This window comes from Methylocaldum marinum (assembly GCF_003584645.1).
In the GTDB taxonomy this organism is placed as follows: Bacteria; Pseudomonadota; Gammaproteobacteria; order Methylococcales; family Methylococcaceae; genus Methylocaldum; species Methylocaldum marinum.
The window spans coordinates 6,062,592-6,088,916 of the sequence record NZ_AP017928.1 but is presented as its reverse complement, the minus strand read 5'-3'; the positions used below and the strand labels follow the sequence as shown (position 1 = coordinate 6,088,916).

The following is a 26,325-nucleotide window of genomic DNA, read 5'->3' as shown; positions in this document are numbered from 1 at the left end:
TTTTATTCTTATACTTCTTGCGTCCTGCAATTTGGTGAGTAATAAACAAAAAGAATTAACACTTACACTTCAGGCTTCATTTGAGAAAATATACTACGCTAAATACGCCTTGGATTTTCCTCATACAGAAAGCGCCTTAAATAACTGCATAAAGTATAAGAATAAACCATGCCTTGAAGTGTACAAACACTTCAAGGAGGGAAAAAGTTCTATACTTTCTTTATCTTCCGATAAGTCATTAGGTGCTACATTAGATATTATCGAAAAAGCCTGTCTTTCGGAAGATCAGGCTATGGCAAATAATATTTGCTACGGAGGTCTCATGTCGTTATATTTTTATAACTCTTCCGCACAAGATAAAAAAATATTTAAGCGAATAAATAAATATCCAAAAGCAATTAAAAACATTATATTTAACAATGATTTTCTTTGGTTTCACAATCGGCCAAAAAACAGTAATTGGATTAATTATATTTCAACGCTTGATATTGATTGGGAGCAGGATGGTCAAAAAAAATTCATTTTGAATATGTTTAAGAGAAATATCAATCAAATTGATGGTGAGCCTTGGGTGTTGAGATAAGGCTGCATAACAAAAAGCTCAAGCGGACGCTGAAAACCGCGCCGCTTAGCTTGACGTTAGCTGCCTCCATGGTTCCATCGCTCATCGACATCAACAAAGCCGAGCAAGGCTATCTGGGTCGCAACGGCAGCCCCGTTCTTGGTCAAGCCTTTGAAATGCTGCTTGCGCGTTGGGCCGCGGGTGAAAGGGATCGGGAAACGGCTCTCCGACTCCTGTTCCTGAGCTGGTACGCCAACTGTGAGCCCCCATTCCTCACCGGCCTTCCTACAGAGCAAGAAACTGCGAGCATCTGCTCAGAGACCTTTGCAGCGCTTGGTGGTGCGAGCAGCTCGGATCCGGAAGTGTGTTTTGCCGTGGGGCTCATGGCTGAGCTTTTTCCCTGGTGCTTAGGAGACGAGGCACACTGGGTGGAGGTCGGTCACCTTCTTGCCAGCCAGGCCGTCAAACTTCAGCCCGGCGGGCCGCCTCTATCCGCATTTGTCGGGCGCGGTGCCTACGGCGAGTACTTTTCTCACATGCTGTCTGCACGGGCAGGCAGCTAACAGTTCATTCAAGCCGAAGCCGCTACGCGGCTCGGCTTAATTCAAGCGTTAGCAACTAAACAAGGAGATAAATATGGTTGTAGATATGACATATGATGGTCAAGTTATTACGTGGCCAGGCAGGGGCACATTTAAAGCAACTTCAGGCTTACCGGGCTCACAACTACCAAAGAACTCTTGTGTTCCAGATAGCGGACCTATCCCAGAGGGGTTATCTAAGGTTTTTATTTCAAATCAAGGTACTGCACAAGATGATGGTACAGGCTATTGCGCACTGAGACCATCGTGGGGAATTCAGGAAATCCCTCGTGGTGCTGCCGCAGGAAGTTGTGAACCATACTGGGCAAATTGGGGTAGAAATAGAGCCCGAATGGAACCGGCTGATGCGTTTACAAAGAACCGGTGCTCGCCTGTTATGCGTGGTGGGTTTTACTTGCATGATTCAACTAAAGGTTACAGTCATGGATGTATCGAAGCTGAAATGAGGCTGTTTCCACTACTGCGCACTTATCATAAAACGACCAAGAAAAATACGCTAATACTCAAGGTCTCATATGTCAACGGGAGAGCTACCAATGGCGGCACGAAAATATAAGTTTATATTTGTATTCCTAGTTTCTTCGTGTGCGGTGGCGAATGATTCGGGTAGTATAAATATTAGCAACCAACTCTCATCCTGTATCACTGTAACTAATACTGCAGTATCTGAGGATAGTGAAATACCCGTTTTTTCGTTTGATCTAAAAGTTGACAAGCCTATTTCTGAGTGTGGCTGTAAATCAGCCCTAGGAGCATATACCGTATACACTATTTCTGGAGACTTTAAATCATACATTCTTGGAGGGAAAGTAGGCTTTATCGCTTCGTCACACAAGCTCCTCCCTCTCTCAGCTGAAAAAAAATTAATCAATAAGAAAAAACTTGTTATTGAGTTATCTTGTGCGCAGCCCGATTGACAATGTTGCTAACCAGGCGCTCCACCCGACCACAAACCGCTACGCGGTTTTTGTCGGGTGAGCTTGGTCGTTAGCTGCCTGCTTGAATCGAGATCGGAGAAACGATGAACGACATAATTGTAAAGGAAGACGTTAGAGTGGTTCTCAGGTCAGTGTAGGGCATAACCACAAGAGGTGAACCAGTTTCGAGCATCGAGAGGGGTAATCGTTGCCAGAGCGGCGGCGAGAGCCTCATCCAAGGCTTCGCGGGTGCGGGCCTTGGCGGCGCGCAAGGCGGTCTTGATTTTCGACCAACAGGGCTCGATCGGCGAGAAATCGGGCGAGTAGGGCGAGAGGTAGAGGACCTTGGCCCCCTTCGCTTCGATCGCCTCGCGGACCCCCGCCACCTTGTGGGCGCTGAGATTGTCCATGACCACGACATCTCCCTCGGCCAAGGTCGGGGCCAGCACCTGCCGGACATAGGCGAGGAAAACGGGCCCGTCGGTTGCGCCCTCAATGCTCATGACGGCACCGATGCCCCGACAGGACAAGGCACCGATGACACTCACATGGGGGCCGGGGTTGAACGGCACCGTATCTTCCCCCCGGATCCCTGGAGCGGCTCGGCCGTAGCGCCGGGTCAGGCCGAGGGAATGCCGGATTCGTCGATGACATGCAGGCAGCCCACGGGCAACGCGGCGACTTCGGCGCGGTAGTCCTGCCGGGCTTGCTTCACCCGGTCCGTCTCATGCTCAGTCGCGTGAAGAGTCTTTTTTTCGGGGCAAGTTCAGGCGTTGCACCACCCGCCCCAGCGTTGCCCGGCTGACCGACTTGCCGTTCTGCTGGGCCAAGGTCTCGCGGAGTTCGTCCAAGGTAAGGTCGGGCTGTTGTTCCAGGCACTGGCGAATCAGCCGCTCGTCGGTCTCGTCCAGGCAGCGCGGAGGACCCCCGGCATGGGGTCGTGGCGCCAGCTTTGCCTTGCCCGTTCGCACGGTCAGGTATCATCTCTTCCAGAATGGCAAATACCCGCTGACGCAAGCTGACCTCGGTATAAATGTATTGCAGTCCACGCAGTAATTGAGGGATGTCATCGCGCGATTTGGGATCGAGGACGATGGCGGCAATATCGGTTTCACCGAATTTGAGTTGTGGCTGAATGACGGTACGCATACGATTTCGGGTAACGAAGATTTTGGTTTTGAGGTGGTTGCAGGCTGATTTTCGCCCGAAATAGGGCAAAACTGGTGTCAGAACAACACATCTTCGTGCTGCGAAATAATTATAATACATTGATAGTTATGACTTTAATTGATTTCCGTTCAGGCACTATCTACCAGGAGCTTGCCCGTCGCGTTGGCTTAGAGCGGATGCGCGCGAACGTCTCAAAGCTTGGCTATGGAAATGGAGATATAGGTGCGACCGTCGATACGTTCTGGCTTAAAGGACCGCTCAAGATTAGCGCAGTCGAGCAGACCAGATTTCTGGCGAGGCTGGCTCAGGGCAAACTGCCAATACGCGAGGATATCCAAGAGAGTGTTCGAGAGATTGTCCATTTAGAGCAAGGCGATAATTGGCAACTGTATGGGAAAACGGGTTGGGAGAATGCGCCTGGCCGTGATGTTGGCTGGTGGGTCGGATGGGTACAAAAAGATGATCGCGTGTATACCTTTGCATTAAATCGATTGCGTCGCCATTTTTTGCGAAACCTTTTGGGACCTCCAAGTCACCAAAAGGAGCAAAAAATTGGCGACGAGTTATTGCCTTCGGCGCCCCGGCCGTCCCCGCTCGTCTGGTCCGGACCCAACAAGGGGTCCGGACACCGCTCGCAGATGACTCGACGCCCGGTCGCGATGCCTTGTGTGAGACCTCCGACCGCCGCTATCGCGTCGACCTTCGGTCTCACACCCGGCGCTCGGGCTTCCGGGGACTACTCGACTCGCTCGCTCACTCGCTCCATGTCTCGCAGCGATCGACATTCAGGAGGCATCCGACGCAAGCAAACGTGTTGCGATTGGAAAAGCAAGCCTTGAAGCGCTGGGGATGCTGTGAGAGTTCAGGGCCTAAATCGGTGCTTCACCCGACCGCGTACCGCTCCGGGTGAGCTTCGGCGTTAGGCGCTAAGCAAGGAGATCAAATGTCTGGTGAAACTACAGGTGCTGTACGTTTAATGCTTCGACTCGAGGGGCTGTGTGTTCTCCTCGCAGCGGTGCTTGCTTACTCCAAATTGGGCTTTAGCTGGGGTACGTTTGCATTTTTCTTTCTCACTCCGGACGTTTCGTTTCTAGGTTATCTCGCTGGGTCACGGGTTGGTGCCATAACCTACAATGCCGCACACTCGTATATCGGCGCGATTGCCTGTCTTCTCGTAGGGTTCCTCCTCCCTGCCCCCGTGCTTTCATGTGCGGGTGTCATATGGTGCGCCCACATTGGCTTTGACCGTGCTCTTGGTTACGGGCTCAAATATTCAGTGGGGTTTGGTTTTACCCATCTCGGCATTATCGGTCGGTTTGCCAGGCCCGCTCCGCCCCCTGCATTCGAGGGGGACGCGCCAAAAACGGCGCGCCCTTCAATTTGAACGTTAGGCCTTACAACCAATACCGACGTCACCCGGAGGACTGAACGATGACGAAGTCCCTGATCTCCTTCCCTGGGCCGGCGATGAACATCGCCGACAAGGACTTGGCCGCCGTCGGCGAAGCTGCGCACGCCGTCATTCGCGAGGCGAAGAATGCCGGCGTCTACGTGTTCGGCGGTGGTATCAACGAAGCGGTCGAACCGCTGATGGTCGCCGCCGACGCACCGTCACGCGCGGGACCTATCCGCGGACCAAGGAATTCGACGGCGGCTTCTGTGTCCTGGAACTTCCGTCGCGCGAAGCCGCCATCCGGTAGGCCGCGAAGATCGCTGAAGCTTGCCGCTGTTCGCAGGAACTCCGCGAGTTCCAGTACGACCCCGAGAGCTAACCGGCGAGGAGTAGAGAGGACACCCACCATTCGATTGTTACCACTCATAGCAATAGGGAAGGTGCGAGGAAACGTGGCCTTTGAAACTTACGAAAACCAGTGGAATCGTCATGTCTCAATTCATCACATCGGATGCGGACAGCTACGGAAAAGAGGCGGAGAACACGTCGATGAACAGAAACATTATCAGATGCATAGTAGGTATCCCGAGGCTCTTATGTACGCCAACCAAACGGGTTTGCCGCTGAAAATATGTTCCTTTTGTTGTCCTGACAAAAAATCTTTAGTGAGACTAAACGCGTGCCTGACCATCGGCTCCAAGCGCCCCGCAAAAGCGACACCGCTTCTGTGTTCTTTCACGCGTTGGTGCAGCCGCTTTTGCGGTCGCCTGAGCCGAGCCGTTAGGGCTCAACTTAGGATTACGTAATCATGAACTTCAAGTGGTCTGATTCGGAGAAAAAAGTCGCAAGGCGAGCCTTTGATAAAGCGCTCGAGAAGGAATGCGCTTCAATCATGGCCAGGTTCAAAGATATGGCCGCGAAGGTGGAAAAACCCGAAGACCTTTGGGCGGTTCACGACTACCTTACCAAGCAACAAAGAGCGATTGATGAAAAATACGATTACCGCTATTCGCAACTCATCTTTGTATTTGCCAGGTTACTGGGCGAGAAGTGGATCGATGAAAAAGACCTACATGGTCTGAGTGCAGAGAAGCTTCAAGCCATTCAGTACATCTTATCCGGGTAAGCGACTATGAAAATACAGGCAGTTTTGGCCGCCAGCCCTAACTACGCACCGCCGGAAACCGTCGTCGCTCTAGTCTGCCGCCTCGCGAGGCGGCAGGTTACTTTCGTCGTTAGACGGCCAACGCGAAGCGCAGTGAAGCCGGGCGTGGGTGATCCAAACAAACTCAATTTCAACGGAGAAGTGTCATGACAAAGATCGCAAAAAATACGATCTGCCTTTGGTACGATGGTGACGCCGAGGATGCGGCACGGTTTTACGCCGCTACATTTCCAGACTCCTCCGTCGATGCTGTGCACCGCGCACCGGGGGACTTTCCGTCCGGGAAGGAAGGCGATGTGTTGACGGTCTTGTTCACCGTGATGGGCATTCCTTGTCTCGGGCTCAACGGAGGTCCTGCGTTCAAGCACAACGAAGCGTTCTCGTTTCAGGTCGCGACCGTTGACCAGGCCGAAACGGATCGCTACTGGAACGCGATTGTCGGCAATGGCGGCCAAGAGAGTGCCTGCGGCTGGTGCAAGGACAAGTGGGGATTGTCCTGGCAGATCACGCCGCTGGCCCTGACGGAAGCGATCACCGATCCTGATTCCGCTGCCGCTAAGCGCGCGTTCGATGCGATGATGACGATGCGAAAGATTGACATCGCCACGATCGAGGCGGCGCGCCGCGGCTGAGATGCCGGCGGTCCAACAACCGGTTGCATCGGACGGCGCGCCGCGTCGCCGCTGGATCGTAACGTTATCGCGCCGAGCAAAGCTCGGCGTATCTTGCCGGGTGGAAGTCCCCGTCGGGTAAGGGCTAGCCACCCGCCCGAATCGAGTCTTGGACTTGCGGCGGAGTGCGGAGGCACGAACAAGGCAGGATAAGCGTAGACAGAGAATCCTGTAGGCCGTAGGGGTGGTCGCGCCCCCTGAAGTGCGGGTACAGCTTCGAAAAGCTCAATCCGGATGCCGAGGGTCTTAACGTGCACCGAAGGCAACACAGAAGCACCCGTATATGGCGAGGGTGTGGAGATCCGGCGGAGTCCTCAGGCCGTGGCATGCAGGAAGAGATACGTCGTAGAACTCGGGAAGCCCCGGAGAGGCACCTGGGGTGGTCTGTCCGCTCGCAAGGCATGCGGCTGTTGAGGCACGAAGGGGAAACCCGGAAACAGGGTTAGACCGAAGCCTAAACGAGGGGAAGAAACGGACCATGCCAGGTGGGTCGCTGCGAGGCGGCTAGGAGCCCCTGGGGTGTCTTATCAGGCAGAGTACTCTGAGCACGGGAAAGCCGTGTACATGGGAAAGGACCTGACGGAAGTACGTAGCCCACAAAGGAAACTCATGCCGGACACAGTCGGACTGGAACAACACGAGCAAACCTCACTGCGGGGAATAGCACGGCGGGCGCAGACCTGCAAAGACCACCGTGTTCGGGACCTCTACCGGTGCCTGGATGGCCCGTTACTCCACCGCTGCTGGCGCGACCTGAACAAGCGAGCGGCCAGTGGCGTGGACGATGTAACGGGACAGGCGTACGAGCAGGACCTCACCGCCAGCATCGAGTCACTGGCGGAGCGACTGAAGACAAAACGCTACCGGGCCAAACGGGTCCGACGCTGCTACATCCCCAAGGAAAACGGCGGCGAACGCCCGCTGGGGATCCCCGCTCTGGAAGACCAGTGGGTGCAGCTCGCCTGCGCCAAGCTGTTGGGCGCCATCTACGAGCAGGACTTCCTGCCCGTCAGTTATGGCTACCGTCCCGGGCGAGGGGCCAAGGATGCGGTTGGCGATCTCGGGTTCAACCTTCAATACGGCAAGATTGGACACGGGGTGGAGGCCGACATCAAAGGCTTCTTCGACACCATCGATCACGACTGGCGACTGGAAATGTTGAGCCTGCGGATCGACGACCGGGCTTTTCTCAACCTCATCCGTAAATGGCTGAAGGCGGGCATACTGGACACCGACGGGCAGGTACTGCACCCGGTGACCGGGACCCCGCAAGGCGGCATCGTGTCGCCGATACGGGCCAACGTCTACTTGCACTATGCCTTGGATCTTTGGTTCGAGCGCAGGGTCAAGCCACGTTGCGGCGGTCAGGTCATTCTCATCCGCTACGCGGATGACTTTGTCTGCGCCTTCCAGTATCCGCATGATGCCGAGCGGTTCTACCGAGTGCTGCCGAAGCGCCTGCATAAGTTTGGGTTGCAGGTGGCCCCGGAGAAGACCCGCATCCTCCGTTTCAGCCGCTTTCACCCCGGACTCCCTCGCCGCTTCGCGTTCCTTGGCTTCGAGCTGTACTGGCGCCCGGACTGGCGAGGTGAGCTGCGGGTCATGAAGCGCACGGCGCGAAAGAAACTGCAAAGCGCCAAGCGACGGATGAAAGAGTGGATCAGGGCCAACCGCCACCTACGCGGTCGCCAGTTTGTACTGGAGCTGAACCGTAAGTTGGTGGGACACTACAACGACTTCGGGCTGCGGAGCAATGAGCAGTCGCTGAACAGTTTCTACACCGGGACGATTCAGTGTGCCTTCAAGTGGCTCAATCGTCGGGGTGGGAAGCGGAGCAGCTTTAACTGGGCTCAGTTCAGCGCAGCGCTGGAGAAGTTAAAGGTGGCTTTGCCCCGGACAACCGAGAGGCGGCGCGAGCCTGTGGCCTTTGTATAACAACGCGCTCGTCGCGAAGGCGAGTACAACCGAGGAACCGGATGCGGGAAAACCGCACGTCCGGGTCTGTGCGGGGGGCGCCCGGTAACGGGCGTTCCTACCGCGAGAGGTGTCAGACCATATGATTCGACAAGTTGCCCTTCTCATTCTTCTAATCGGACCCTGCGCGGGCTATGCAGCAGAGACGCCCTCATGCGCAAGTGATGCGATTTCTCGTGCTAAACCTCTGCTCACGCTGCATTTCGGCGAGGGAGACCAAATTTCAATCGAGAATAAGGCCAAAGAGCTGCCATCCATCCGCAACCCAGCCGATCCCAAAAAACAGGGGGGTGTCAAGTTAACTGTGTAACTGGGGTTAGTTCATAGGGTAACTCGATTACCAAAGAGGATCACGAAGTGGTTCAACGCCCGTTTCCAATCCTGGATCGGCATGGTCCATTTCTTCTCGATCCGCTGCAGTCCCAGATACAGGACTTTCAGAATCGCCTCATCGTTCGGAAACGCGCCGCGGGTCTTGAGCAGCTTGCGCAGGCTGAAGTTGAGTGATTCGATCGCGTTGGTGGTATACAGCACTTTGCGGATCTCCGGCGGATAATCGAAAAACACAGTCAAGCGCGTCCAATCCGCCCGCCAGCTTTGGCTGATGGCTGGGTACTTCGCGTCCCAGGTGTCCGCAAACCGCGCCAGGGCAGCTTCGGCCTCGGTCAAGGTCGCGGCGCCATAAATCGCCCGCAGGTCTTTCGCCACCGCCTTGCGCTCCTTCCAGGTGACATACTGCAGGCTGTGGCGCACCTTATGGACGATACACCGTTGGACCTGGATGTTGGGAAACACGGTTTCAATCGCTTCCGGCAGTCCCTTGAGGCCGTCGACACAGGCGATAAAGCCATCCTGAACGCCTCGGTTCTTCAACTCGGTAAAGACCGACAGCCAGAACTTGGCGCCTTCTGTGTCCGCGATCCAAAGGCCCAGCCGCTCCTTTTCGCCTTGCAGATTGACGCCCAAAGCGAGATAGACCGCCTTGTTCTTGACCGGTCCCGCTTCGCGTGATTTGACGATCAAAGCGTCGAAATACAGGATCGGATACACCGACGCCAAGGGCCGGCTCTGCCATGCCTTCACGTCCGCCAACACCGATTCGGTAACGTTGGAGATGAGCGTCGGCGAGACTTCCACGCCATACAGTTCTTCCAGATGCCCCTGAATACCACGGGTGGATAAGCCCCGCGCATACAGCGCCAAAACCTTCTCATCAAATCCTTCGAGCCGGCGTTGGCGCTTGGAAACCAGTTGCGGCTCGAAGTCTCCGTTGCGATCCCGCGGGACCTCAATCGCCAAGGGTCCGGTTTCCGTTTGAATCGTCTTCGCCGACTTGCCGTTGCGAGAATTACCGCTGCCGCGCCCTTCCGGCGCATGGGGGGCATAGCCCAAATGGGCGGTCATCTCCGCCTCCAACGCCCGTTCCACCAGACGCCGGGTCAGCTGCTTGAGCAAGCCGTGTTCCCCCAGAATGTCTTTCGGATTCGTATAGCCTTTGAGCAATTCATCCAATAAGGCGTCTTGTTTGGCTGTGTCACTGGTCATGTTTTAGTCTCTTTTTCTGGCTGATTTTACAAACCAGTTACACAGTTCTTTTTACACCCTCCCAAGAGATCCTGGAATACGCACGCCTGTGAGGTAGCTGGGCCTAATATGGCGCTCAAGCGAAGCACGGTTATAATATGGTTTTGATTTTTCAGGTTTCCTTCCGTGCCACGCCCGGTTAGCTCTGCGTTAGAAATCTTGCGTGTCCACTGCCGTCCGCCTCTCGTTTGTTTCCTCTTGTCCGCGGCCCCCTTGTTCGCAAACCCTGCTACTTTGGAGGAAGCGTTCGCTGGTTTCCGAAAGTGCGAGTTCAAAGGCTTCTACTACGCGCCATGGGATCCACAGCAAAAGGTTCATCCCTACCTCGCCGAGAGAGGGTTAACGCCATACAAAGAAGACAATGGCCTCTACTACTTCAAGGTGAAGGACTCTCTCTTCGGTCTTCCTGTATCGGAAATCATTATTCCCGGCACGTGGGACCTTCATGCAATTGTCTTTGATGTTCCGCTTGCTAAAGCTCGAAAGACTCTTAAGCGTCGATTCGGAAGCGTGTTCGCACCATCCGCCCAATCTGCTGAAGGCAAGGCTCCGGCCTTGGAAGCGGTCGTCGACAATCCGAGTCGTTCGAGTTTGTATTGCAATGAGGTGGAGGGCGGTGAGTGAAGGCTAAGACCTCCAACATTTCGATCCAGCGGACGGTCAGTCAGCTACGCTGTCCGTCCGCCGCTGGACTTCGCCGTTAGCCACACGGAGTTCACGTCCATGCCGAAAATCGACATCGCGGCGGTACCCATAAAGAAAGGCTCGGGATACCCCAGTCCATTCGATGAGCCGTGCGCGACGCGCACTCGGCGAAGGCTGGGTGACGCAGGTGGGCTCGAGGACTTCGGGGTCAACCTGATGACGCTGCCTCCCGGTGCATGGTCGAGCCAACGGCATTGGCATAGTCACGAAGACGAGTTCGTCTATGTACTCGAAGGCGAAGTCACGCTCATTGAAGATCAAGGAAGAACTCTGCTGCGGGCCGGCGAGTGCGCTGCGTTTCCAAAAGGTAGACGCAGTGGTCATCACTTGATCAACCATTCCACAGCAGTCGCGATCTATCTGGAAATTGGTTCGCGCCATCCAGATGATCTCACAACGTGCTCAGACATCGACATGAAAAGCGCGAACTCCGATGGAAGATTCGTTCGCAAAGACGGCACGCCGTATGGTTAGCCCCGCGGTTCTAAATATCGGTCGGCCTGCAAGGCTCAAATGCTCAACAGAAAATCATGGCGCGCTTTCCTCCTCCATTCGCACAAGTGGCGAATAACCAAAGAAGGTGTTGGGGAAGACGGGCCGTACTACGAGTTGGAATTCGATGACAAAAGCTAACACGTCCTTGAACCGGCGTTACGCGTAAAACAATGGCGCAGTTCCCCAACTACGTAATCGACAAAATTTATCGCGCTGAATGCTTCTTCGTTCACGCAGGCGGAGATTCCGGATGTGTCTGCCTATGACAAAGAGTCGAGCCATTGGGTAGCCAACTTCTTTTTGAATTCCGTGTTCCGGGCCACGTGGAAACCACCCTAGAACGCAGGTTCTCAGCTGTTTCTGAAAGGGGCTGATAATCTGTCCCGGACTAAAACATCTTGAGCCCCATGATCACGAAGGCCGCCATGGCGCCGATCGATAGTGCGAGGCTCCAGGCACCAGGCCGTCTCAGCACGAACTCCACGCCGTAAAGCACCACGGCCGACTGAATCGCCAGCTTGGCATAGTTCACCGGGTCGAAAACCGGCAGCTTGGCGGCCGCCAGCAAGATGAACACGACCAGGAAATCGGACGGCGTCACGGCAAATTGATAAGGCCGCGAAAACCGCACGCCGACCGCGATGATGGCAGCCAGGACCGGGAAATAATATTTGAGTCCGAGTTGCCAGAGGGGCCGTTCCCTCAGGCCGGAAAGCTCGATCGAGTAGATTACCAGGATCACGCAGGTGTAGATCGCGAACCGCTCTATCCATCCCGCGGCCGGCAGCCGGAACGCCCGAGAACCCAGCCATGCCGCCAGGCTGGCGGCGACCAGCCAACCAACATCCGGAACCAGCTCCCCGGATATGACGCTCCCCAAGATCAGAAATCCTGAAATCAGCAGGCATAGCACTCGGTTCGAAGTTTCATCCAATCTCGCCCGGTTGCGCGCATTCTTCAAAAAGACTGTCAGCGGCGAGGCCCGGACCGTATGCGTACCGCGGTGCAGCCGCCATCGGTGTTTTTCGGCAAGCGGATAAAACAGAAGGATCACCGCGCTCAGACCGACATACAGCGACCCGAGCAGCCAATGGGACTCATACCGGAACAGGTAAGCGGATACCACGAACAAGGATTGCACGGCATAGATTGCCAGCACGGCCTCGTACTGGTCGAATCCCAGGGCGAGAAGCTTGTGGTGAACATGGCATTTGTCCGGTTTGAACGGAGATCGGCCCTCCGCTATCCGCTGTCCCATCACCATCAGAGTATCGATGATGGGCAGCCCCAGGATGGGCAGGGCAAGTCCCGGCGACAAGGCAGTATTCACCTGTTCGGTGAGCGTCAGGGCCAGCACGCCCAGGCTGAAACCAAGAAACTGGCTGCCGGTATCCCCCATGAACACCATCGCGGGATGGGTGTTGTAGCGAAGAAAGCCGAGGGTAGCGCCGGCGATGGCCAAGCTCGTAAACACGAGTTCGTCGCCTTCGGCGAGATCGGCCAAGGACACGATACAGAGGAGGCTCAAGAGGCTCAGACCGGCGGCAAGGCCGTCCAGACCGTCCGATAGATTGGTCGCGTTAGTGGTTCCGAGAAGAAAAAATACGGTCAAAGGATACGCGATAAAGCCGGGTATTTCCCGGCTTTCGAGGCCGGGCAGTCGTTCGATCACCACTCCACCCAGCCCGACCACCACGGAAACTGCCAGAAGTTGGCCGGCGAATTTGACCCGGTAATCGAGATCGAAGCGATCGTCCCACAAGCCGAAGGCAGTAATCACGCTGATACCGAGCAGAAACATCTCGGTGCTTCGGCTCAGATCGATCCAGGCCAGGACCGACGCGACGGCGCCCAGGACCATGCCGATTCCGCCCGTCCGCGGAATCGCCGTGCGATGAACCTTGCGCCCGTCCGGCAGGTCGACGAACTTCAGAATCGGCGCCGCCCGCATGAAAGCCGCGACCAAGACCATGGAAACACACAGGGCGGTGAGAAAAACGAAAAAATGAACCATAAACCGAGGCGCCCCCGCACGTCCCTTGCAGTGAGATCAACGGCAAACTGCCGCAACACCCGCTCAGTTTCGATTTGTTCCCATGCTACTAATAGTCAAGAAAGTAAAGCCACAAGAGCTCCCTGTTCCTCCGGGACAAATCGGCAGGGCGAGGCGCAACGCGACGAACGGGCAGGCCCGGGATGGGCTGCCCCGGCCTCGCGCGCGAAGCGGGACAGCGTGGCGTGGCGAGGCCGATTTACTCGCCTCATCCCTGAGGCTCGCCCTTCGGGCCGTGCTTCGCACGTTCCCGTTCGCTCCCGGCGAACCGGTGCACGCGCGGGCTCCGCTTGCAGCTCCGCGCAGGGAATGTGCGGCGTGATTGGGTTGGGGTAAAGGCGATTCGAATAGGGCTTTACTTTCTTTATGCACGGTATTCGGACTCACTGGTTCCCTCGTCCCTCTCCCGGCGGCCAAGGTTCGCCGGTTCGACCGGTTCCCGAAAAGAAGTTCCGGAAACCGCGCTACCACAAAAAGCAAACTTTCCGAGGTTTGAGCTGCCGCACGCCCAAAATCCTTTGTACAATTCGGCAAAGCCCTTCAGTTCATCGCCGGACTCGAACGATTCGCCCACTTCGCACGGATCACGCACCAGGCGAATCTGGGCAATTCGGATTGACGCCCGAGTCTTCGAGGCTCGCGGGCGAGCCGATAAAACCATTCGAGATGCATGCGCCTGAGCAACAGCGGAGCTCGCCGAACCTTTCCGGCGATGACGTCGAAGCTCCCGCCCACGCCTTGACACACTTTCACCGAAAGCTCCCGCACGTGCTGCGTCATCCAGAATTCCTGCCGGGGACTGCCTAGTGCGACGAAGAGGATCTCGGCCTGTGAAGCATTGATATCGGCCACGAGCTTCGACATGTCGGGTTCGCGGACATAGCCGTGCTGGCGGCCGGCGATGTGAAGTCCCGGATACCGCTCGGGAAGAATCCGGGCTACCTTCCCGTTCACCTCCGGGCTCGCCCCGAACAGAAACACTTTTCTACCTTGGGCCGCGCCCATCTCGCAGATTGCCGGCATCAAATCGGCTCCCGGAACCCGGCTCGGGCGCCCCAGGCCCAACCAACGCGTCGCCCAGACTACGCCGATCCCGTCGGGGATGAGCAGCTTGGCGCTCCTCAAGGCCTGCAGCAACCGTGAATCCTCGCGGGCGCGCATGATTTTTTCCGGATTGACCGCCGCGATGACACCGACGCCGTCGCCTCGCAACAGCTCGTCGACGGTCGCCAGCGACCGGGGAAAATCGACCACGTCGACCGGGACGCCGAAAATATCGATTCTCTCGTTATCCATGGAATCCCTTCCTTGCCGAGCACCGAAGCTCGACAACCACCAAACCCGAACTGCGCCCGACTTACCGGCGCTCATAGATATCGACACCAGAAGCGGCTAAACGGTCGGAGCTCGCAGTAATACTACGTACCATTTTCGTGCCGGATAAGTCGCTTGAGTAACGCTTTCAGGCGATGAGGGGTGCAAATCGGAGACTGACCGGCCAAGGCAAAGCGGATGTCCCCAAAAAGCAAACGGAGAGAATCCGTGCGGACTCTCTCCGTTTCACAGGCACACCACCGTTCCTTCGCCGTCTTCGAGGCCGCGCCGCTAAGGTAATTCCGAATCGCTTTCGACAAGGAATTAAGAAGCTAATTCAGAGCTTCCTTAATTTTTTGTAGGGTGAGTTAGCGAGGGCTAACCCACCATCGATGGGTTTCGCTTCGCTCTACCCATTTGATTAATGCTCATTCGAATGACGAATGGAAAAAGCCGGCTCTCGATCGATCCCGCTGCCGTCACTTGATATTCGTCTGCTCCGTTTTACTGTTGGCGAGCAGGTTGGGCGGCGGGCCGATCGGGTCGAAGTTCTTCAGCAGGGGCACATCGTCTTTGTCGACCCACCTGATACCCAGATCGTAAGTGCCCTGAGGTCCCCAGCCGCCGGTGAATTTCTTGCCGTCGGGCGTGAATGTCCAGCACATATCTTCGCCTGCGGTATTGATGGTGTCACCGAGGTTCAACGGTTCCTGCCATTCCCCCTTCGGATTCTGGTATGAGATCCACTCGTCATGTCCGCCCCGCGAGCCGAGATCAGGCCGCGTGCTGGTAACGATTATGGCTTTGCCGTCCTTCGATAGTCCGGTCCAGTGCAGATGGTCGCGGTACGGCGAATTGATTCTCGGACCCAGGCTTTCCGGCTTCTGCCAGACGCCGTGCTTCTTCTCGACCTTCCAGATGTCGCTGTCCTGCGTTACGCCAGGCTGTTGGTAGCTGAAGTAAATCAGACTGTCGGAGGCAATGATCGGGCAGTGCTCCTCCCCGGTCGGCGTATTGATATGGGGCAGCTCGGGAACATCGTTCCAGTTTCTGGCCGGCTGCCAGACGCCGTCGACTTTCCGGGCGACGTAGAGGTCAGCGGTGGACAGATTGCCCGGTTCCTCGTACCGCGTGAAGTAAAGAGCGTTTCCGTCATCGGATAGACTGGGCTCCAGCTCCCAGGCAGACGTGTTGATGTTCGGACCCACAGTAGGATCGATGTCCGGCCCCAAGTGGACGGGCGTCTGCCAGGCGCCATCCACGAAGTGCGACATCCAGATGTCGAAATTGTAGGGAGTTCCCGGGGACTCTATGCTGCCCGCGCGGGTCGAGACGAACACCGCGGTCTTGCCGTCAGCGCTGTATGTGATCTCGAAGTCTGCGCCTTCCGAGTTGAGCGCCTCGCCCATGCTCTTTGATACGGGCGTAGCCCCTGGACCATCACCATTACCCGGCATCGCCATACCGGGCATCGCGTTTGAAACTCCGTGCGCCAAAATAAGCGCCGGCACCACGGAATAGAGCCTTGAAATAAGGCATTTCTCTTTCATACCCCGACCTATCATTCATTCGATGGATAATACATGGCTTCTTCGCATGCCAAATATGCGCTTCCCTGCATTGCAACCTCTCTATAAGAGTTTCCTTATTTATCCTTGTCATGCCAGATTATGTCTTATGGCCGAGGCAATCAAGTAGAACTTTCTAATTTTTTAATATCGAGCAAGATCAAACAGAAATGGCACGTTCAGCTGATCGATCAGGCGGTCAAGGAACGAGTCCAAGGCGACCATTTCCTCGGTGCGCGCGCCGTTAAGGGAAAGTGCGGTGCGAAATTGGTGCGGAAATTCGCCGGTATAGCGAACCCGAATGGTATTCGCAGTTTTCAGGATGCCGTAGCGGGGCGATTGCCAGCCGAGGATAGGATCTTTCTCGCCGCGATGCAGGGTCACGTCGCCGCAAGCAATATCCAGGCGGGCTTGGCCGCCCAGGAGGAAACCGGTTTCCGTGGGCGACGTTTCGACGCCGACATGCCAGATCAGTTCGGCGACATGGCATCCGCGCCCCGTCAAATAGTCCCGGATCAACACATGGCCGGATCCGTCGAATGCAACCGCCCGCCAGTGAGCCACCCCCAAGCGGCGGTATCCGTCGTGCCGACCCAGCAGCAGTATTCTTCCACGCTCGTCCCGGCGAGACGTCATCAGGCGGGCCACGCTACCGTTCGACCATTGGAACGGCGTTTCCTGTTTCGCCTGATCCCGGCCGTCGACACGCACCGTATTATGGGCGGCGGTGCTGCGAAACCAGCGACGCCAATCCGGATCGCCGGTGTAGGTATAGGTGTTGGGATCGATCAGAAGCTCGCGGCCGCCGACCGTCACATGAACCGATAATGCATCGGCGTGGGCATGCCCGTGGGCCGGCGGCATACCGAGCGGACCGTGATCGAAAATCAATCGGACCGGCCGTTCGCCCCGCCCCCTGACCACCGTGTAACCCGCGTGCGGAAAGGTCGCCGGATTCTCCTCCGGCACCGGCTCGTTCCAGCTGATGCGAAGATGGCGCGATAGGGCGTAGCCGTCGTCGCAGTCCCCCACGCGGGGCAAGTCGTCGGGCCCGAGGGCCAGCGCATTCAGAAAGCGGCGTCCGCGGCGAACGGCATCGGCCAGGGCGATGGGTACCGGCTGTCCGCGGTGAGCGAGCAAGGCATGCACCAATCCGAGCAAATCGACGACGAAGAGTTGATACCAAAACGCCTGCTCTAATCCGCCTCCGTCCGGAAGCACCTGGCGCGCGGCCTCGTGCTGCAAGAGCCTAAGGCCGCGCGCCAGCCATCGCGGAGCCCGCGGCAGCTCCGGGAACAGAACCCCGGCATAAACCAGCCCCGCTGCCTCTGCGATGGTGTGATTGCCGGCCGAGGAATGCAGCGATGGTCTTTGCGCGATCAGCGGCGCATGCGACGAAACCAGCGCCAACAGGTTGTGCCAGGTCTGCCGCGGTGTCGTCAATCGGTTCCTCGCGAGATCCACGGCATGGCAGGCGGCGATCAGGCGCAAGGCGCATTCCATGGACGAGACGTAATGAATCCCGGTCAAGGGCGGATTCTCCCTCACCCAGGAATCCAGCACGGCCTCCAGCAGGGCAACCGCTTCCCGCGACCGGTGCTCGTCCGCCCGCGCCAGCAGCGCCAGACTCACCAGCTGCTGCAAGCGGGCGGGTTCCCACACCACGCGCGCATCGCCGTAGGGATTGCTCTGCCGATACGGGACCGATCCGAAGAAACTTCGCGGCCAAAAACGGCCGGTATCGGGAGCGATGCGCCAGATGTCCGCCTCGGGCGCCCAGGCCCAGCGAAATCCCAATGCCGGCCAAGCCCCGTCGAGCAAACGCTCGGTTTCCGAAGAGCCGGGATGAAAGACAAAGGGAAGATCGGGCAGTTGCCGACCGGACGATAGGCAGAACGAGAACGCGGCCGGGTCGAGACGGTTCGGAAATCGCTTTCCATGGCGATGCTCCCGCCACAAGCGCCTCAGCGTCCATAACTCGCGTAACCGATGAATGATATCCGCCCCGCTCATGACGGTTAGCCGTTTTGCGTACCAGATTAAGCTTTCCATAGCTTTGCCAGGCGGTATGTATAAATGAAACAAACACCGAAAGCGGCGACCAGGGCCTAACCCGCCATCGATGGGTTTCGCTTAACTCTACCCATCCCACGATTATGTTGGCTGGCATGCCGGAGGAATTAAGCACAGATGATCCGCCGCGTTTTGCAGAAAAGAAGGGCGTACATCACCGCCATCCCGATGGCATACCAGAGCACCGCGGTCGTGAGTCCGATCCCGTAGTATCCGCCTACCGAGAACACAGCGATAACGAATAGCGTTCTGGTCAGATCCCAGAAAAACAGCCATTTTTCGTGGCGTTTGATGGTAATGACCGAAGACAAGGGCGCTGCGATGATCTGGGCAACGACAAAAGGTGTCAGGGCGGCGAGAACCTTGCCCGCGCCCTGCCATTCCTCTCGTCCGAAAATCGGACCCACGTACCATGGTCCCGCGAGGCATGCCGCAGCGACGGGAATGCTGAGCAGTGCGAGCCGGCTCGAGGTTCGCTCGAAAAGCGTTTGCAGTGCCCTGGTATCGGTATGGGACAGGCTCCGCGCCTCGCCCCAGAAGCTTTGTCCCACCGCCCCGGTGACGGTGCCTACCGGCCCGGTGGCGAGACGCTGCATGAGTGCGTACCAGCCCAGTTCGACCGCGGAAAAGTAGTGAGAAATCATGATGGCGGGCAGCAGCAGGCCGCTCACATTGATGATGCCGGTGGCTCCCGAAACCAGCATGCGCCGCCGGATCGATCGGGCTTTGGCGAATAGAGAAAGCGTACGGATATGCGCGAGGCCGAGTGCCAGGTCATTCCGGGCACTCCGAAAGAGGCCGCCGACACCGATGAAGGTGCCAAGCACCGTGGCCGCAATCAGACCCAGCGCGCCCAGCGCATGAACGCCGCCGATCAGACCGAGTGCGACCACGGCCAGGCTCTGCCGGATCCGTGCCCGCGCGACCGGGGTAAGGTGGGCCGCGCGAATGAACCAGCCCGAAAGCAGAGTCTGGAGGCCGCTCCCGAGGACCGCGACAGGCATCAGCCAGATAAAGCGATCGAGCGTATGCCAGTCGACGAAGGCGACTTCGTGATAGAGACCGAAGAAGCAAATCCCTACAAAAGCCAAGCAAGCCAGCACAACAAAAAGAACACCGAGGACTACGATGTGGGCGGCCGCTTTCCGCGTGTGGGCCGCGGCGAGCAACCAGTCGAACCGCATGGTGGCCATGGCGACGCTCACGCCCAATAGAGCGACGAACAGGGCGAGCACGCCGAAGTCGTGCGGCGAATACAAGCGCGTCATGATCGGAGACGCCAATATCGGCAGAGCCTGGGCGAACACGCTCGCCGAAGCGACTCTGAGAAAGTTCTTCTTGAAGCGGGACGAAGCATCGAAATGCGACTGCAGTTTCCGGCGCCAGGCCCGGAGCATTTCCATTCCGTCACTGTGCGAAGAGAATGTTCATTCAGCGGAAATATTCATTTCTCCAAGATGTAGAAGAGATGATACTTGTTGTCGCTGGCGAAAAATTTGCAGGCGACACGCCCCACCCTGGATATGGCATTCTCAACTCGCCTCCTTGAATAGAACCTCGTGCCTATTTCCCAATAATGCTGTCCGTCGAATTTCCAATCTCGCCAAAAGCAAGGCACACTCACATTGAGCGAGATCCGCGGCGTCTTCGGCAATTTCATCCGCAAAGCCGCAAGCGTCACATGAGCGTAGGGAAGACTTAGCACGACGCGCTTTCTGGCAATCCGGAAAATCCCTTTCAGCGTCTCTTCGAATTCTTCGTACGGCAGATGTTCGAGAACTTGGCAACACACGACGACATCCGCACTTTCGACCGGCACGGTCGAAGCGATTTCCCGCACGTCTCCGGTAAAATCGCAGCGAAGGCTCGGATCGAAATCGAATCGCTTCACCCTGATGCCACGCGCCTCCAGCACGGTCGGAACTATGTCGTCCCCGATCCCGATGTAGAGCGCGTCATTCGGCTTCGCGGCAACAACCTCCCTGATTTGGTGCCAGTACGAGTTCCACCGGGCGGGCGTGACGTAGCTTTCAAAATTGTAGTGTTGCGGTGGCACTTGGCTGTGGCTAGTCATCGCGGCAATCCCTTAAGGAAACTCTCAATAAGCCCTCCCCCTCCGGGACAAATCGGCAGGGTGAGGGCCTGTTTGGATCAATCAGTTGCACAGGTCGCTTCTCCGAATGGGAGACTTAATCAGCGCTTCCTTAAGGCGAAAACGGCTGGAACAAGGCGCTGCTGCCGCCGGCGACCGCTCATTTTTGAGCGGAGAACTGCCCCGCGCACGCTGAGACATCCGTAGGCGTGTCGCGGAGCCGGACGACGCTCCGCTTTCGCAGCGACTCCTTCACGGCAAGGCTCGTGTCGGTGCTCGCCAGAATCTCCCGAAACGGGATCACTCGGCCCTCTTTCCCCAAGGTCGCCGATACGAACTGGCGGACCATTTCCTTCTGCCCCTTGTCCTGATTGAGCAGCCGCTCCCGTTTCATCCTGCCGGAGCCATGAATCTCCAACTCCCTGAAGTCGCGCAATATTCCGGTAATTCCGGCACGATACGCCTCGAGATATTCCTTGGCCACGCTACCGGCACCATTGGCGCAATAGAGAATCACGCCCATCGAGCCGCCGGCGAAGGACAGCGTGATGCCGACCGTATCTTCCGTCTCCGCCGGGTCGCCCATGAGGGCCGCATAGACCGTTTCCGGCAAGGATTCCGTCAGATAGATCATTAGATCAACGAAATGGCAAACTTCACCGATGATTCGGCCGCCGCCGAGTTCCGGGTCCTGAATCCAGCTTTCCGCCGGAACCGATCCCGCGTTGATCCGATACATCAAACACATCGGACCGCTTCCCAGCGCCTGTTTCAAACGCACGGCAAGCGGGGCGTAGCGCCGGTTGAATCCAACCATCAGCAAAGGTTGCGTCAGGCTTTTCTGCACCCGCTCGTAGGTCTCCCTGATCGCGTTGCGCTCTTCGAACGTCAGACACAACGGCTTTTCAACGAAAACATGCTTGGACTCTTCCAGCGCCTTGAGCACGAACTCGGCGTGGCTGTCATGGCGGGTAGCGATGAACACCGTGTCGGTATCCTCGTGATCGAGAACATCACGCTCGTCTGCCGAACAGAATCGAAAGCCGTACTTCTCCGCTACGGTTCGTGAACTGGTTCCGGTAGATGTTACGACGCCCATCAGGGAAACCCCGTCGCAATCCGCCACGTTCGGCAAAAGATGGCTCATGGCGTAACTGCCCGCACCGATGAAGGAAACTCCCGCGCCGGACTTAAGCTCTCTCCGGCGGCGACGACCGGCAATCTCGACGCGTGTTTCGAGATCGGCGCCCGCCGCGTCGTATTCCAGCAGAATGCCGAGGAAGTCCTCGGTACGGTTCAGGATCAAATCGTAGGCGGCCGGCGCATCGTTCAACCTGAAGCGGTGCGTTGACAGATAGGACGTGTCGATACGGCCGGAATGCAGCATCTCCTGAAAGGCTCTCATATTGCGGTTCTCGGTCCATCTGACGTAGCCCGCCGGGTAGTCCAGGCCTTTTTCCTCGTAGTCCGGATCGTAACGGCCGGGTCCGTAGGAACAAGACATCTTCAGCACGAGTTCCTTGCGGTAGAAATACGGCTCCCGGTCGAATCCGGTCGGCACGGCGCCCACCACGACGACCGTACCCCGCTTTCTCAGCAGGCGTCCGGCAAGATTGATCGGCTCGAGGCTATGCGTGGCGGCGGCAATGATGACCGCATCGGCCCCTACCCCACCCGAGGCCTCTTCGACGATCTTCGGCAGGCCCGGCGTATTGCTGTCGAATGCCAAATCCGCGCAGTGCCTCCCAGACATCTCCACCATTCGGGGATTGATGTCCAGCCCCACGACCTTAACCCCGGACGCTCTGAGCATAAGCGCCGTGAGTTGCCCCAAAAGTCCCAAGCCGATGACGACACAGGTTTCGCCAAGATGCAAATCCGCCTGGCGAATGCCTTGCAGGGCGATCGCTCCGAGGGTGTTGTAAGCCGCACAGGCCAAATCGGCCCCGGCCGGCAGCTTCACGCACAGATTGGCGGGAACCGAAACGATTTCCGCGTGGTTGGCATAGCCTGCGCCGCCACAGGCGACGAAATCGCCCACAGCCAGCCCGCGAACGCCCGAACCGACCCCGATGACTTCACCGGCACTGCTGTAACCCAGCGGAGAATGGGCGTCGAGCTTTTTCATCACCGCCCGGTAAGTTTGTGTCGGGCCTTGGCGCCGGAGCGTCTCGAGAACTTGCCGGACCTGTTGGGGCCGTTCCCTGGCCTTGCCCAAGAGACTTTTTCGGGCGGCATTCACCGTGCTGCCTTCGGTCCCGGCGCTGATCAACGAAAAATGATTGCGGACCAGCACCCTACCCGGTGAAAGCCGTGGCGGCGGCACCTCGATAACACCCATGGACCCGTCCTTGAGTTTCTGCGTCAGTTGCCTCATTCCCTTGACCTGTCTCCTTCGGTAGGCAATCCGCTATCCCGATGCCATATCTCTAAAACTTACGCACAAGCGCTTTCCACATTATGTTCAGCGACGCCGCAATGTCGAAACTTTGCATTTTCATCATGCCGCTAGTTCAAATCGTTCACGACCTGAAGAAACTTACCGTTTTTTTGAAAAATCAATCTATCGACATATTTGATTTCGATCGTGCAACCGGATAATCGCTCCTGATAATGCCGTTTCAATCGCGTTTCATGCTCTGCACGATACCCGCATCCTTTTATGATATTCACAAAAAGCACACCTTTCCTGGGCTGATAATACTGTATTCCATTAATTACGGAATATAGATCGTCATGCAGATTTAGCGCGGTCGTCGTCACATAGCTATCATCGGCATTGAATAGACGCTCGCCGGTCCACCTTCCGGTAATATTTCTGATAACGGGAACCTTTCGCCCACACAGCTGGCAGCTGTCACTAACATATTCCGCGACATCACCGGTACGGTAGCGAATCAAAGGCATCCCGAAATTATCAAAGCCCGTACCCACGATTTCCCCGATCCTCCCGGCCCTATTTACCGGATTTCCGTCCTCGTCCATCAATTCAAAAAATCCGTAGGCCGGCTCCACATGATAATCATTGGAATACCTGCACAAACCCGCGAACACCAGTTTTTCACTGTGCCCGTACCAGGCGTAAACCCGAATGCCGAGCTCTCGTTCGATGAGCTCCCGCTGGTAATCGAAAATCGTCTCCGAACTTGTCAGGACCGCCTTCAATTGCGGCACTTCGATCCCCGCCCTGCACCATTCCCCAAACAATTGATAAGCAGCCGACGGATAGGCGTGCAAGTATCTTATCCCCTGCCCCCTGATCACATCGCGTACGGTCTTCGCGTATTCGCCATCGACACGGAAATTATCGAATATCACCTCTTTGCTGATGGGATTGACCAGGAAATCCTTGCGCAAGGTAAAGCGATGATTACGCAATACACCCCTGACATCAAAATCAAATCCCACATTTCGCCAGACCGAGTGCAAAAATGCCCACTCCTTTTGATATCTTTTTTTCGGTAGAACCAATCTCAAAGGTTTTCCCGATGTACCTCCGGTTGTTCCTTCATCGTAGAAATGCTTATCCAAACGCCGCGACACAAATGCATCAATATTCGACATGACGATATTTCGGTCGATAAATCCGAACGTCTCCTTAAACTCGGCCAAAGAATGAATGGGCCGCCGGTATCTATCGCTATAATAGGGAACGTTTGCAACGGCATCATTAACCACGCCGAGTAGCCTTGCCTCCGTTTCGGCGGCACCACCGGAGCCTTCGAAAAGCTCTCGTCTTTGCCGAGCATACGCCGCGCCATAGATGATTTCCGGATCCTTGTTGATGTTCATCAATTTCAAGGATGCCCAAACCGGAGCCTTGTTTTGCACCATTTCCAACACGGCCTGGCGCCAGTTACCGACACGGAGCATGTGCTCAACTCCCGTAGACGCCTCCTAGCCACGCCCGACCGGATATCCTTTCGTCGCTTCGGGCAGCAAGAAACGATCCATGGCCCGTTTCAGGTTCCGCGCGTAAGCGGTCAAAGAATACTGGGCCTCGTAGCGTGTTCTGGCCGAATGACCCATGCCACGGCGAAGTTCGGAATTTCTCACCAGCTCCACCACGCGCCGCGCCAACAGGTCGACATTCTTCGGATCGACGATGAAGCCGTCCACACCGTCCCGCACAATCTCAGGAATGGCACCTATGGGCGAAGAGACGACCGGTAGACTCCATTGCATCGCTTCGAGATTGACCAGAGGAAATACATCTTTTTCGGTAGGCAGAACGAAGATATCGGCCTCTCCGAAAAGTCTTTCCTTGGCTTCGCCATAGAGAGGGCCCGGCAGCTCGACCCTGTTCTCCAGACCGCTACTCTCGATGAAAGCCTGAATCTGGCGGAAATACTCGCTCGAGGCCGGACGTCCGGCCAGGACAAAACGGACCCATTCTTCGCTCTCAAGGATCTTTCGGGCCATCGCGATAAAGGTCATGGGTCCTTTGCTAGGAATAAGATTCGCAAGAAAAATGACTTTTATGGGCTCTTTGTTTCCGCGTCTACAAACCCGCTTATATGCCTCGACATCCGGAATGCCGTTGGGAAGAACATAGAGGCGATCATTGGAAATGCAATGATCTACATCATGTTTCAAGCACTCTCCAAGAACCAGTCCACCCGAAGCATGCCCGAGCGCATTTCTTATAATACGCGATACGGTAGAATACCGTCTTTCCTCATAGCGTCTATAACCTTTACCGTGAAAATATAAAACATAAGGTATTTGCCGCCGTCTAAGAATCCGTATCGCCATGCAGTCGACAAGGAGAGAAGGCAACCCGACGGTAATAAAATATATGCATAGAGTGGGTCGCGAACACGAAACGGCGTCGGCCACTCGCCGAAAAAAGCCCGGAACCTTCGCAATCTTTGAAAGCGATACCTTTCCGACCTCTTCGAGTTCCCGCGAAAATGTCTTCTGGACGATTTCCGTGTTAAATCCGTTTTGAATCGAGGCATCCACAAAGCGCTCGGCCATTACAGTGGACCCGTGTACCGGAGGCGGGCGTTGGCCAATTACCAGAATCCTTTCAACCATAGTACCTGTCTAATGGCCTATAGGGCCATAGCCTATTATGTTCCCATATTTGACATAAGGCGTATTAACCGGCCTTTGAAAACGGCATATATCGGAAGAAGGTCAAACATTCTTGTCCACATCGGCATTGGCAGTGTCTCCCGCGCCCTAGCGCGGACTCCGTATAGCGTTCTCAGGTAATCCAGACGGCTGCTCGTCTTAAAAAACGAAGCGGCATTTTGAAAATAGATTACTGTCGCCAGCGGCAATAACATAATGCTTCCGTGCCGTATCGATCTCAGATAAAAGTCATAATCGATGCACATCTGCAGGGTTTCGTCATATCCATCAACGAGTTTCCATAGCCTCCTCGAGAACATCACGGTGGAATGAACCAAGGGATTACTGCGATAAAGCCGAACCGCTCCAATCTGAGCCGCAGACCTGTTTTGCTGCTTTTCCGGGCGACGCAAATCATCAGGAACTTTCGTAAGGAAATGATCGGCTGTCACGTATTGTGTCGCTGCCACAGCCACGTCCGGATTATTGCGCAAATACCCGAGAGTATAAGAAATCCGGTCCGGAAAGCTCAGGTCATCGGCATCATTGATCGCGATGTATTCGCCCGCTGACGATCGAATAGCCTCATTGAGAGCTTTCGATCTGCCCATGCGCTCTCGCCTGACATAATGGAAGCGGGCGGATTCTATCTTCTCGCAGATGCTCCGTGTCGCATCGGTTGATCCGTCGTCCAAAAGGACCACATCAAAGTTCGCATAGTCCTGATCGAGGGCGGCACGCACGGATGCATCAATAAACCGCTCCGCATTGAATGCTGTCATGATCATCGATACCTTCGGCCCGCCCGATATGCCGGCCGTCACACCTACATCCATGTGTTCAATAGCGTGAAACCTAAAAATTCATATTAAACGAGACACCTACCGTTTAAAATTCGCAACATTACG

At 56.2% G+C, this 26,325-nt stretch carries 23 protein-coding genes and 2 pseudogenes; 11 read left to right on the top strand and 14 right to left on the bottom strand.

What is annotated here, in order from left to right; genetic code table 11:
• The first annotated feature begins 34 nt into the window (after positions 1–34).
• The 4 genes from sS8_RS27460 (at position 35) to sS8_RS27445 (ending at position 2,081) form a co-directional block, all read left to right on the top strand.
• Positions 35–583, top strand: a complete 549-nt coding sequence (locus sS8_RS27460) for a hypothetical protein (protein WP_145986695.1) — start codon at positions 35–37, stop codon at positions 581–583.
• Positions 568–1,125 carry a hypothetical protein gene (locus sS8_RS27455; protein WP_119632544.1) on the top strand — a complete coding sequence of 186 codons (558 nt, stop codon included), beginning with the start codon at positions 568–570 and terminating at the stop codon, positions 1,123–1,125. The genes sS8_RS27460 and sS8_RS27455 overlap by 16 nt, the downstream gene beginning before the upstream one ends.
• Before the next feature lie 308 nt (positions 1,126–1,433).
• Positions 1,434–1,610, top strand: coding sequence for a hypothetical protein (locus sS8_RS28440; protein WP_170161297.1), 177 nt, complete (start codon positions 1,434–1,436; stop codon positions 1,608–1,610).
• Between the two features lie 90 nt (positions 1,611–1,700).
• Positions 1,701–2,081 carry a DUF2195 family protein gene (locus sS8_RS27445; RefSeq protein WP_170161296.1) on the top strand — a complete coding sequence of 127 codons (381 nt, stop codon included), beginning with the start codon at positions 1,701–1,703 and terminating at the stop codon, positions 2,079–2,081.
• A 149-nt stretch (positions 2,082–2,230) separates the two neighbouring features.
• Here sS8_RS27445 and sS8_RS27440 read toward each other — a convergent pair whose 3' ends face one another.
• The 3 genes and pseudogenes from sS8_RS27440 to sS8_RS27430 form a co-directional block, all read right to left on the bottom strand.
• Positions 2,231–2,704: a transposase gene (locus sS8_RS27440; protein WP_269461525.1), complete on the bottom strand. Its 474-nt coding sequence runs from the start codon at positions 2,702–2,704 to the stop codon at positions 2,231–2,233.
• A 108-nt stretch (positions 2,705–2,812) separates the two neighbouring features.
• The gene (locus sS8_RS27435) at positions 2,813–3,052 is read right to left on the bottom strand and encodes a helix-turn-helix domain-containing protein (RefSeq protein ID WP_170161295.1); all 240 of its coding nucleotides are present in this window, start codon (positions 3,050–3,052) and stop codon (positions 2,813–2,815) included.
• A pseudogene (locus sS8_RS27430) lies at positions 3,030–3,230 on the bottom strand (ISNCY family transposase); the annotation flags it as partial. The gene sS8_RS27435 and the pseudogene sS8_RS27430, both read right to left, overlap by 23 nt.
• A gap of 158 nt (positions 3,231–3,388) precedes the next feature.
• Between sS8_RS27430 and sS8_RS30115 the strand changes: the two are divergent.
• The 5 genes and pseudogenes from sS8_RS30115 to ltrA all read left to right on the top strand — a co-directional run.
• Positions 3,389–3,739, top strand: a pseudogene (locus tag sS8_RS30115) (penicillin-binding transpeptidase domain-containing protein); the annotation flags it as partial.
• A gap of 455 nt (positions 3,740–4,194) precedes the next feature.
• Positions 4,195–4,635 carry a DUF4260 domain-containing protein gene (locus sS8_RS27420; RefSeq protein WP_119632539.1) on the top strand — a complete coding sequence of 147 codons (441 nt, stop codon included), beginning with the start codon at positions 4,195–4,197 and terminating at the stop codon, positions 4,633–4,635.
• An 817-nt stretch (positions 4,636–5,452) separates the two neighbouring features.
• Positions 5,453–5,770, top strand: a complete 318-nt coding sequence (locus sS8_RS27410; protein ID WP_197716647.1) for a hypothetical protein — start codon at positions 5,453–5,455, stop codon at positions 5,768–5,770.
• Between the two features lie 185 nt (positions 5,771–5,955).
• Positions 5,956–6,441, top strand: coding sequence for a VOC family protein (locus tag sS8_RS27405; RefSeq protein ID WP_119632537.1), 486 nt, complete (start codon positions 5,956–5,958; stop codon positions 6,439–6,441).
• Between the two features lie 648 nt (positions 6,442–7,089).
• Complete coding sequence (gene ltrA, locus sS8_RS27400; RefSeq protein ID WP_119632536.1) at positions 7,090–8,415, top strand: group II intron reverse transcriptase/maturase; 1,326 nt, start codon at positions 7,090–7,092, stop codon at positions 8,413–8,415.
• Positions 8,416–8,775: 360 nt separating this feature from the next.
• On the opposite strand, the gene sS8_RS27395 is transcribed toward ltrA, so the two are convergent.
• Complete coding sequence (locus tag sS8_RS27395) at positions 8,776–9,999, bottom strand: IS256 family transposase (protein WP_119632013.1); 1,224 nt, start codon at positions 9,997–9,999, stop codon at positions 8,776–8,778.
• Positions 10,000–10,272: 273 nt separating this feature from the next.
• Here sS8_RS27395 and sS8_RS27390 point away from each other — a divergent pair, with 273 nt between their 5' ends.
• Together sS8_RS27390 and sS8_RS27385 are read left to right on the top strand one after the other, a co-directional pair.
• Positions 10,273–10,662, top strand: a complete 390-nt coding sequence (locus sS8_RS27390; protein ID WP_145986694.1) for a hypothetical protein — start codon at positions 10,273–10,275, stop codon at positions 10,660–10,662.
• A gap of 99 nt (positions 10,663–10,761) precedes the next feature.
• Positions 10,762–11,217, top strand: coding sequence for a cupin domain-containing protein (locus sS8_RS27385; RefSeq protein ID WP_119632534.1), 456 nt, complete (start codon positions 10,762–10,764; stop codon positions 11,215–11,217).
• Positions 11,218–11,626: 409 nt separating this feature from the next.
• On the opposite strand, the gene sS8_RS27380 is transcribed toward sS8_RS27385, so the two are convergent.
• The 10 genes from sS8_RS27380 to sS8_RS27330 all read right to left on the bottom strand — a co-directional run bounded on the left by sS8_RS27380 (position 11,627) and on the right by sS8_RS27330 (position 26,205).
• Positions 11,627–13,252, bottom strand: coding sequence for an MraY family glycosyltransferase (locus sS8_RS27380; RefSeq protein ID WP_119632533.1), 1,626 nt, complete (start codon positions 13,250–13,252; stop codon positions 11,627–11,629).
• 579 nt (positions 13,253–13,831) lie between these two features.
• Positions 13,832–14,587, bottom strand: coding sequence for a WecB/TagA/CpsF family glycosyltransferase (locus sS8_RS27370; RefSeq protein WP_170161294.1), 756 nt, complete (start codon positions 14,585–14,587; stop codon positions 13,832–13,834).
• A gap of 497 nt (positions 14,588–15,084) precedes the next feature.
• The gene (locus tag sS8_RS27365) at positions 15,085–16,014 is read right to left on the bottom strand and encodes a hypothetical protein (protein WP_232020464.1); all 930 of its coding nucleotides are present in this window, start codon (positions 16,012–16,014) and stop codon (positions 15,085–15,087) included.
• A gap of 303 nt (positions 16,015–16,317) precedes the next feature.
• Positions 16,318–18,225 carry an alginate lyase family protein gene (locus tag sS8_RS27360; protein ID WP_119632529.1) on the bottom strand — a complete coding sequence of 636 codons (1,908 nt, stop codon included), beginning with the start codon at positions 18,223–18,225 and terminating at the stop codon, positions 16,318–16,320.
• A gap of 128 nt (positions 18,226–18,353) precedes the next feature.
• Positions 18,354–19,643, bottom strand: coding sequence for a lipopolysaccharide biosynthesis protein (locus sS8_RS27355; protein WP_170161293.1), 1,290 nt, complete (start codon positions 19,641–19,643; stop codon positions 18,354–18,356).
• Positions 19,644–19,690: 47 nt separating this feature from the next.
• Positions 19,691–20,320, bottom strand: coding sequence for a methyltransferase domain-containing protein (locus tag sS8_RS27350; protein WP_119632527.1), 630 nt, complete (start codon positions 20,318–20,320; stop codon positions 19,691–19,693).
• 178 nt (positions 20,321–20,498) lie between these two features.
• A complete protein-coding gene (locus sS8_RS27345) occupies positions 20,499–22,715 on the bottom strand; it encodes a bi-domain-containing oxidoreductase (RefSeq protein ID WP_119632526.1) in 2,217 nt (738 codons plus the stop codon).
• Between the two features lie 131 nt (positions 22,716–22,846).
• The gene (locus tag sS8_RS27340) at positions 22,847–24,211 is read right to left on the bottom strand and encodes a phenylacetate--CoA ligase family protein (RefSeq protein WP_119632525.1); all 1,365 of its coding nucleotides are present in this window, start codon (positions 24,209–24,211) and stop codon (positions 22,847–22,849) included.
• Positions 24,212–24,235: 24 nt separating this feature from the next.
• Complete coding sequence (locus tag sS8_RS27335) at positions 24,236–25,318, bottom strand: glycosyltransferase family 4 protein (RefSeq protein ID WP_170161292.1); 1,083 nt, start codon at positions 25,316–25,318, stop codon at positions 24,236–24,238.
• A 95-nt stretch (positions 25,319–25,413) separates the two neighbouring features.
• On the bottom strand, positions 25,414–26,205 hold the full coding sequence (locus sS8_RS27330; RefSeq protein WP_170161291.1) for a glycosyltransferase family 2 protein: 792 nt from the start codon (positions 26,203–26,205) through the stop codon (positions 25,414–25,416).
• Positions 26,206–26,325 lie beyond the last annotated feature (120 nt).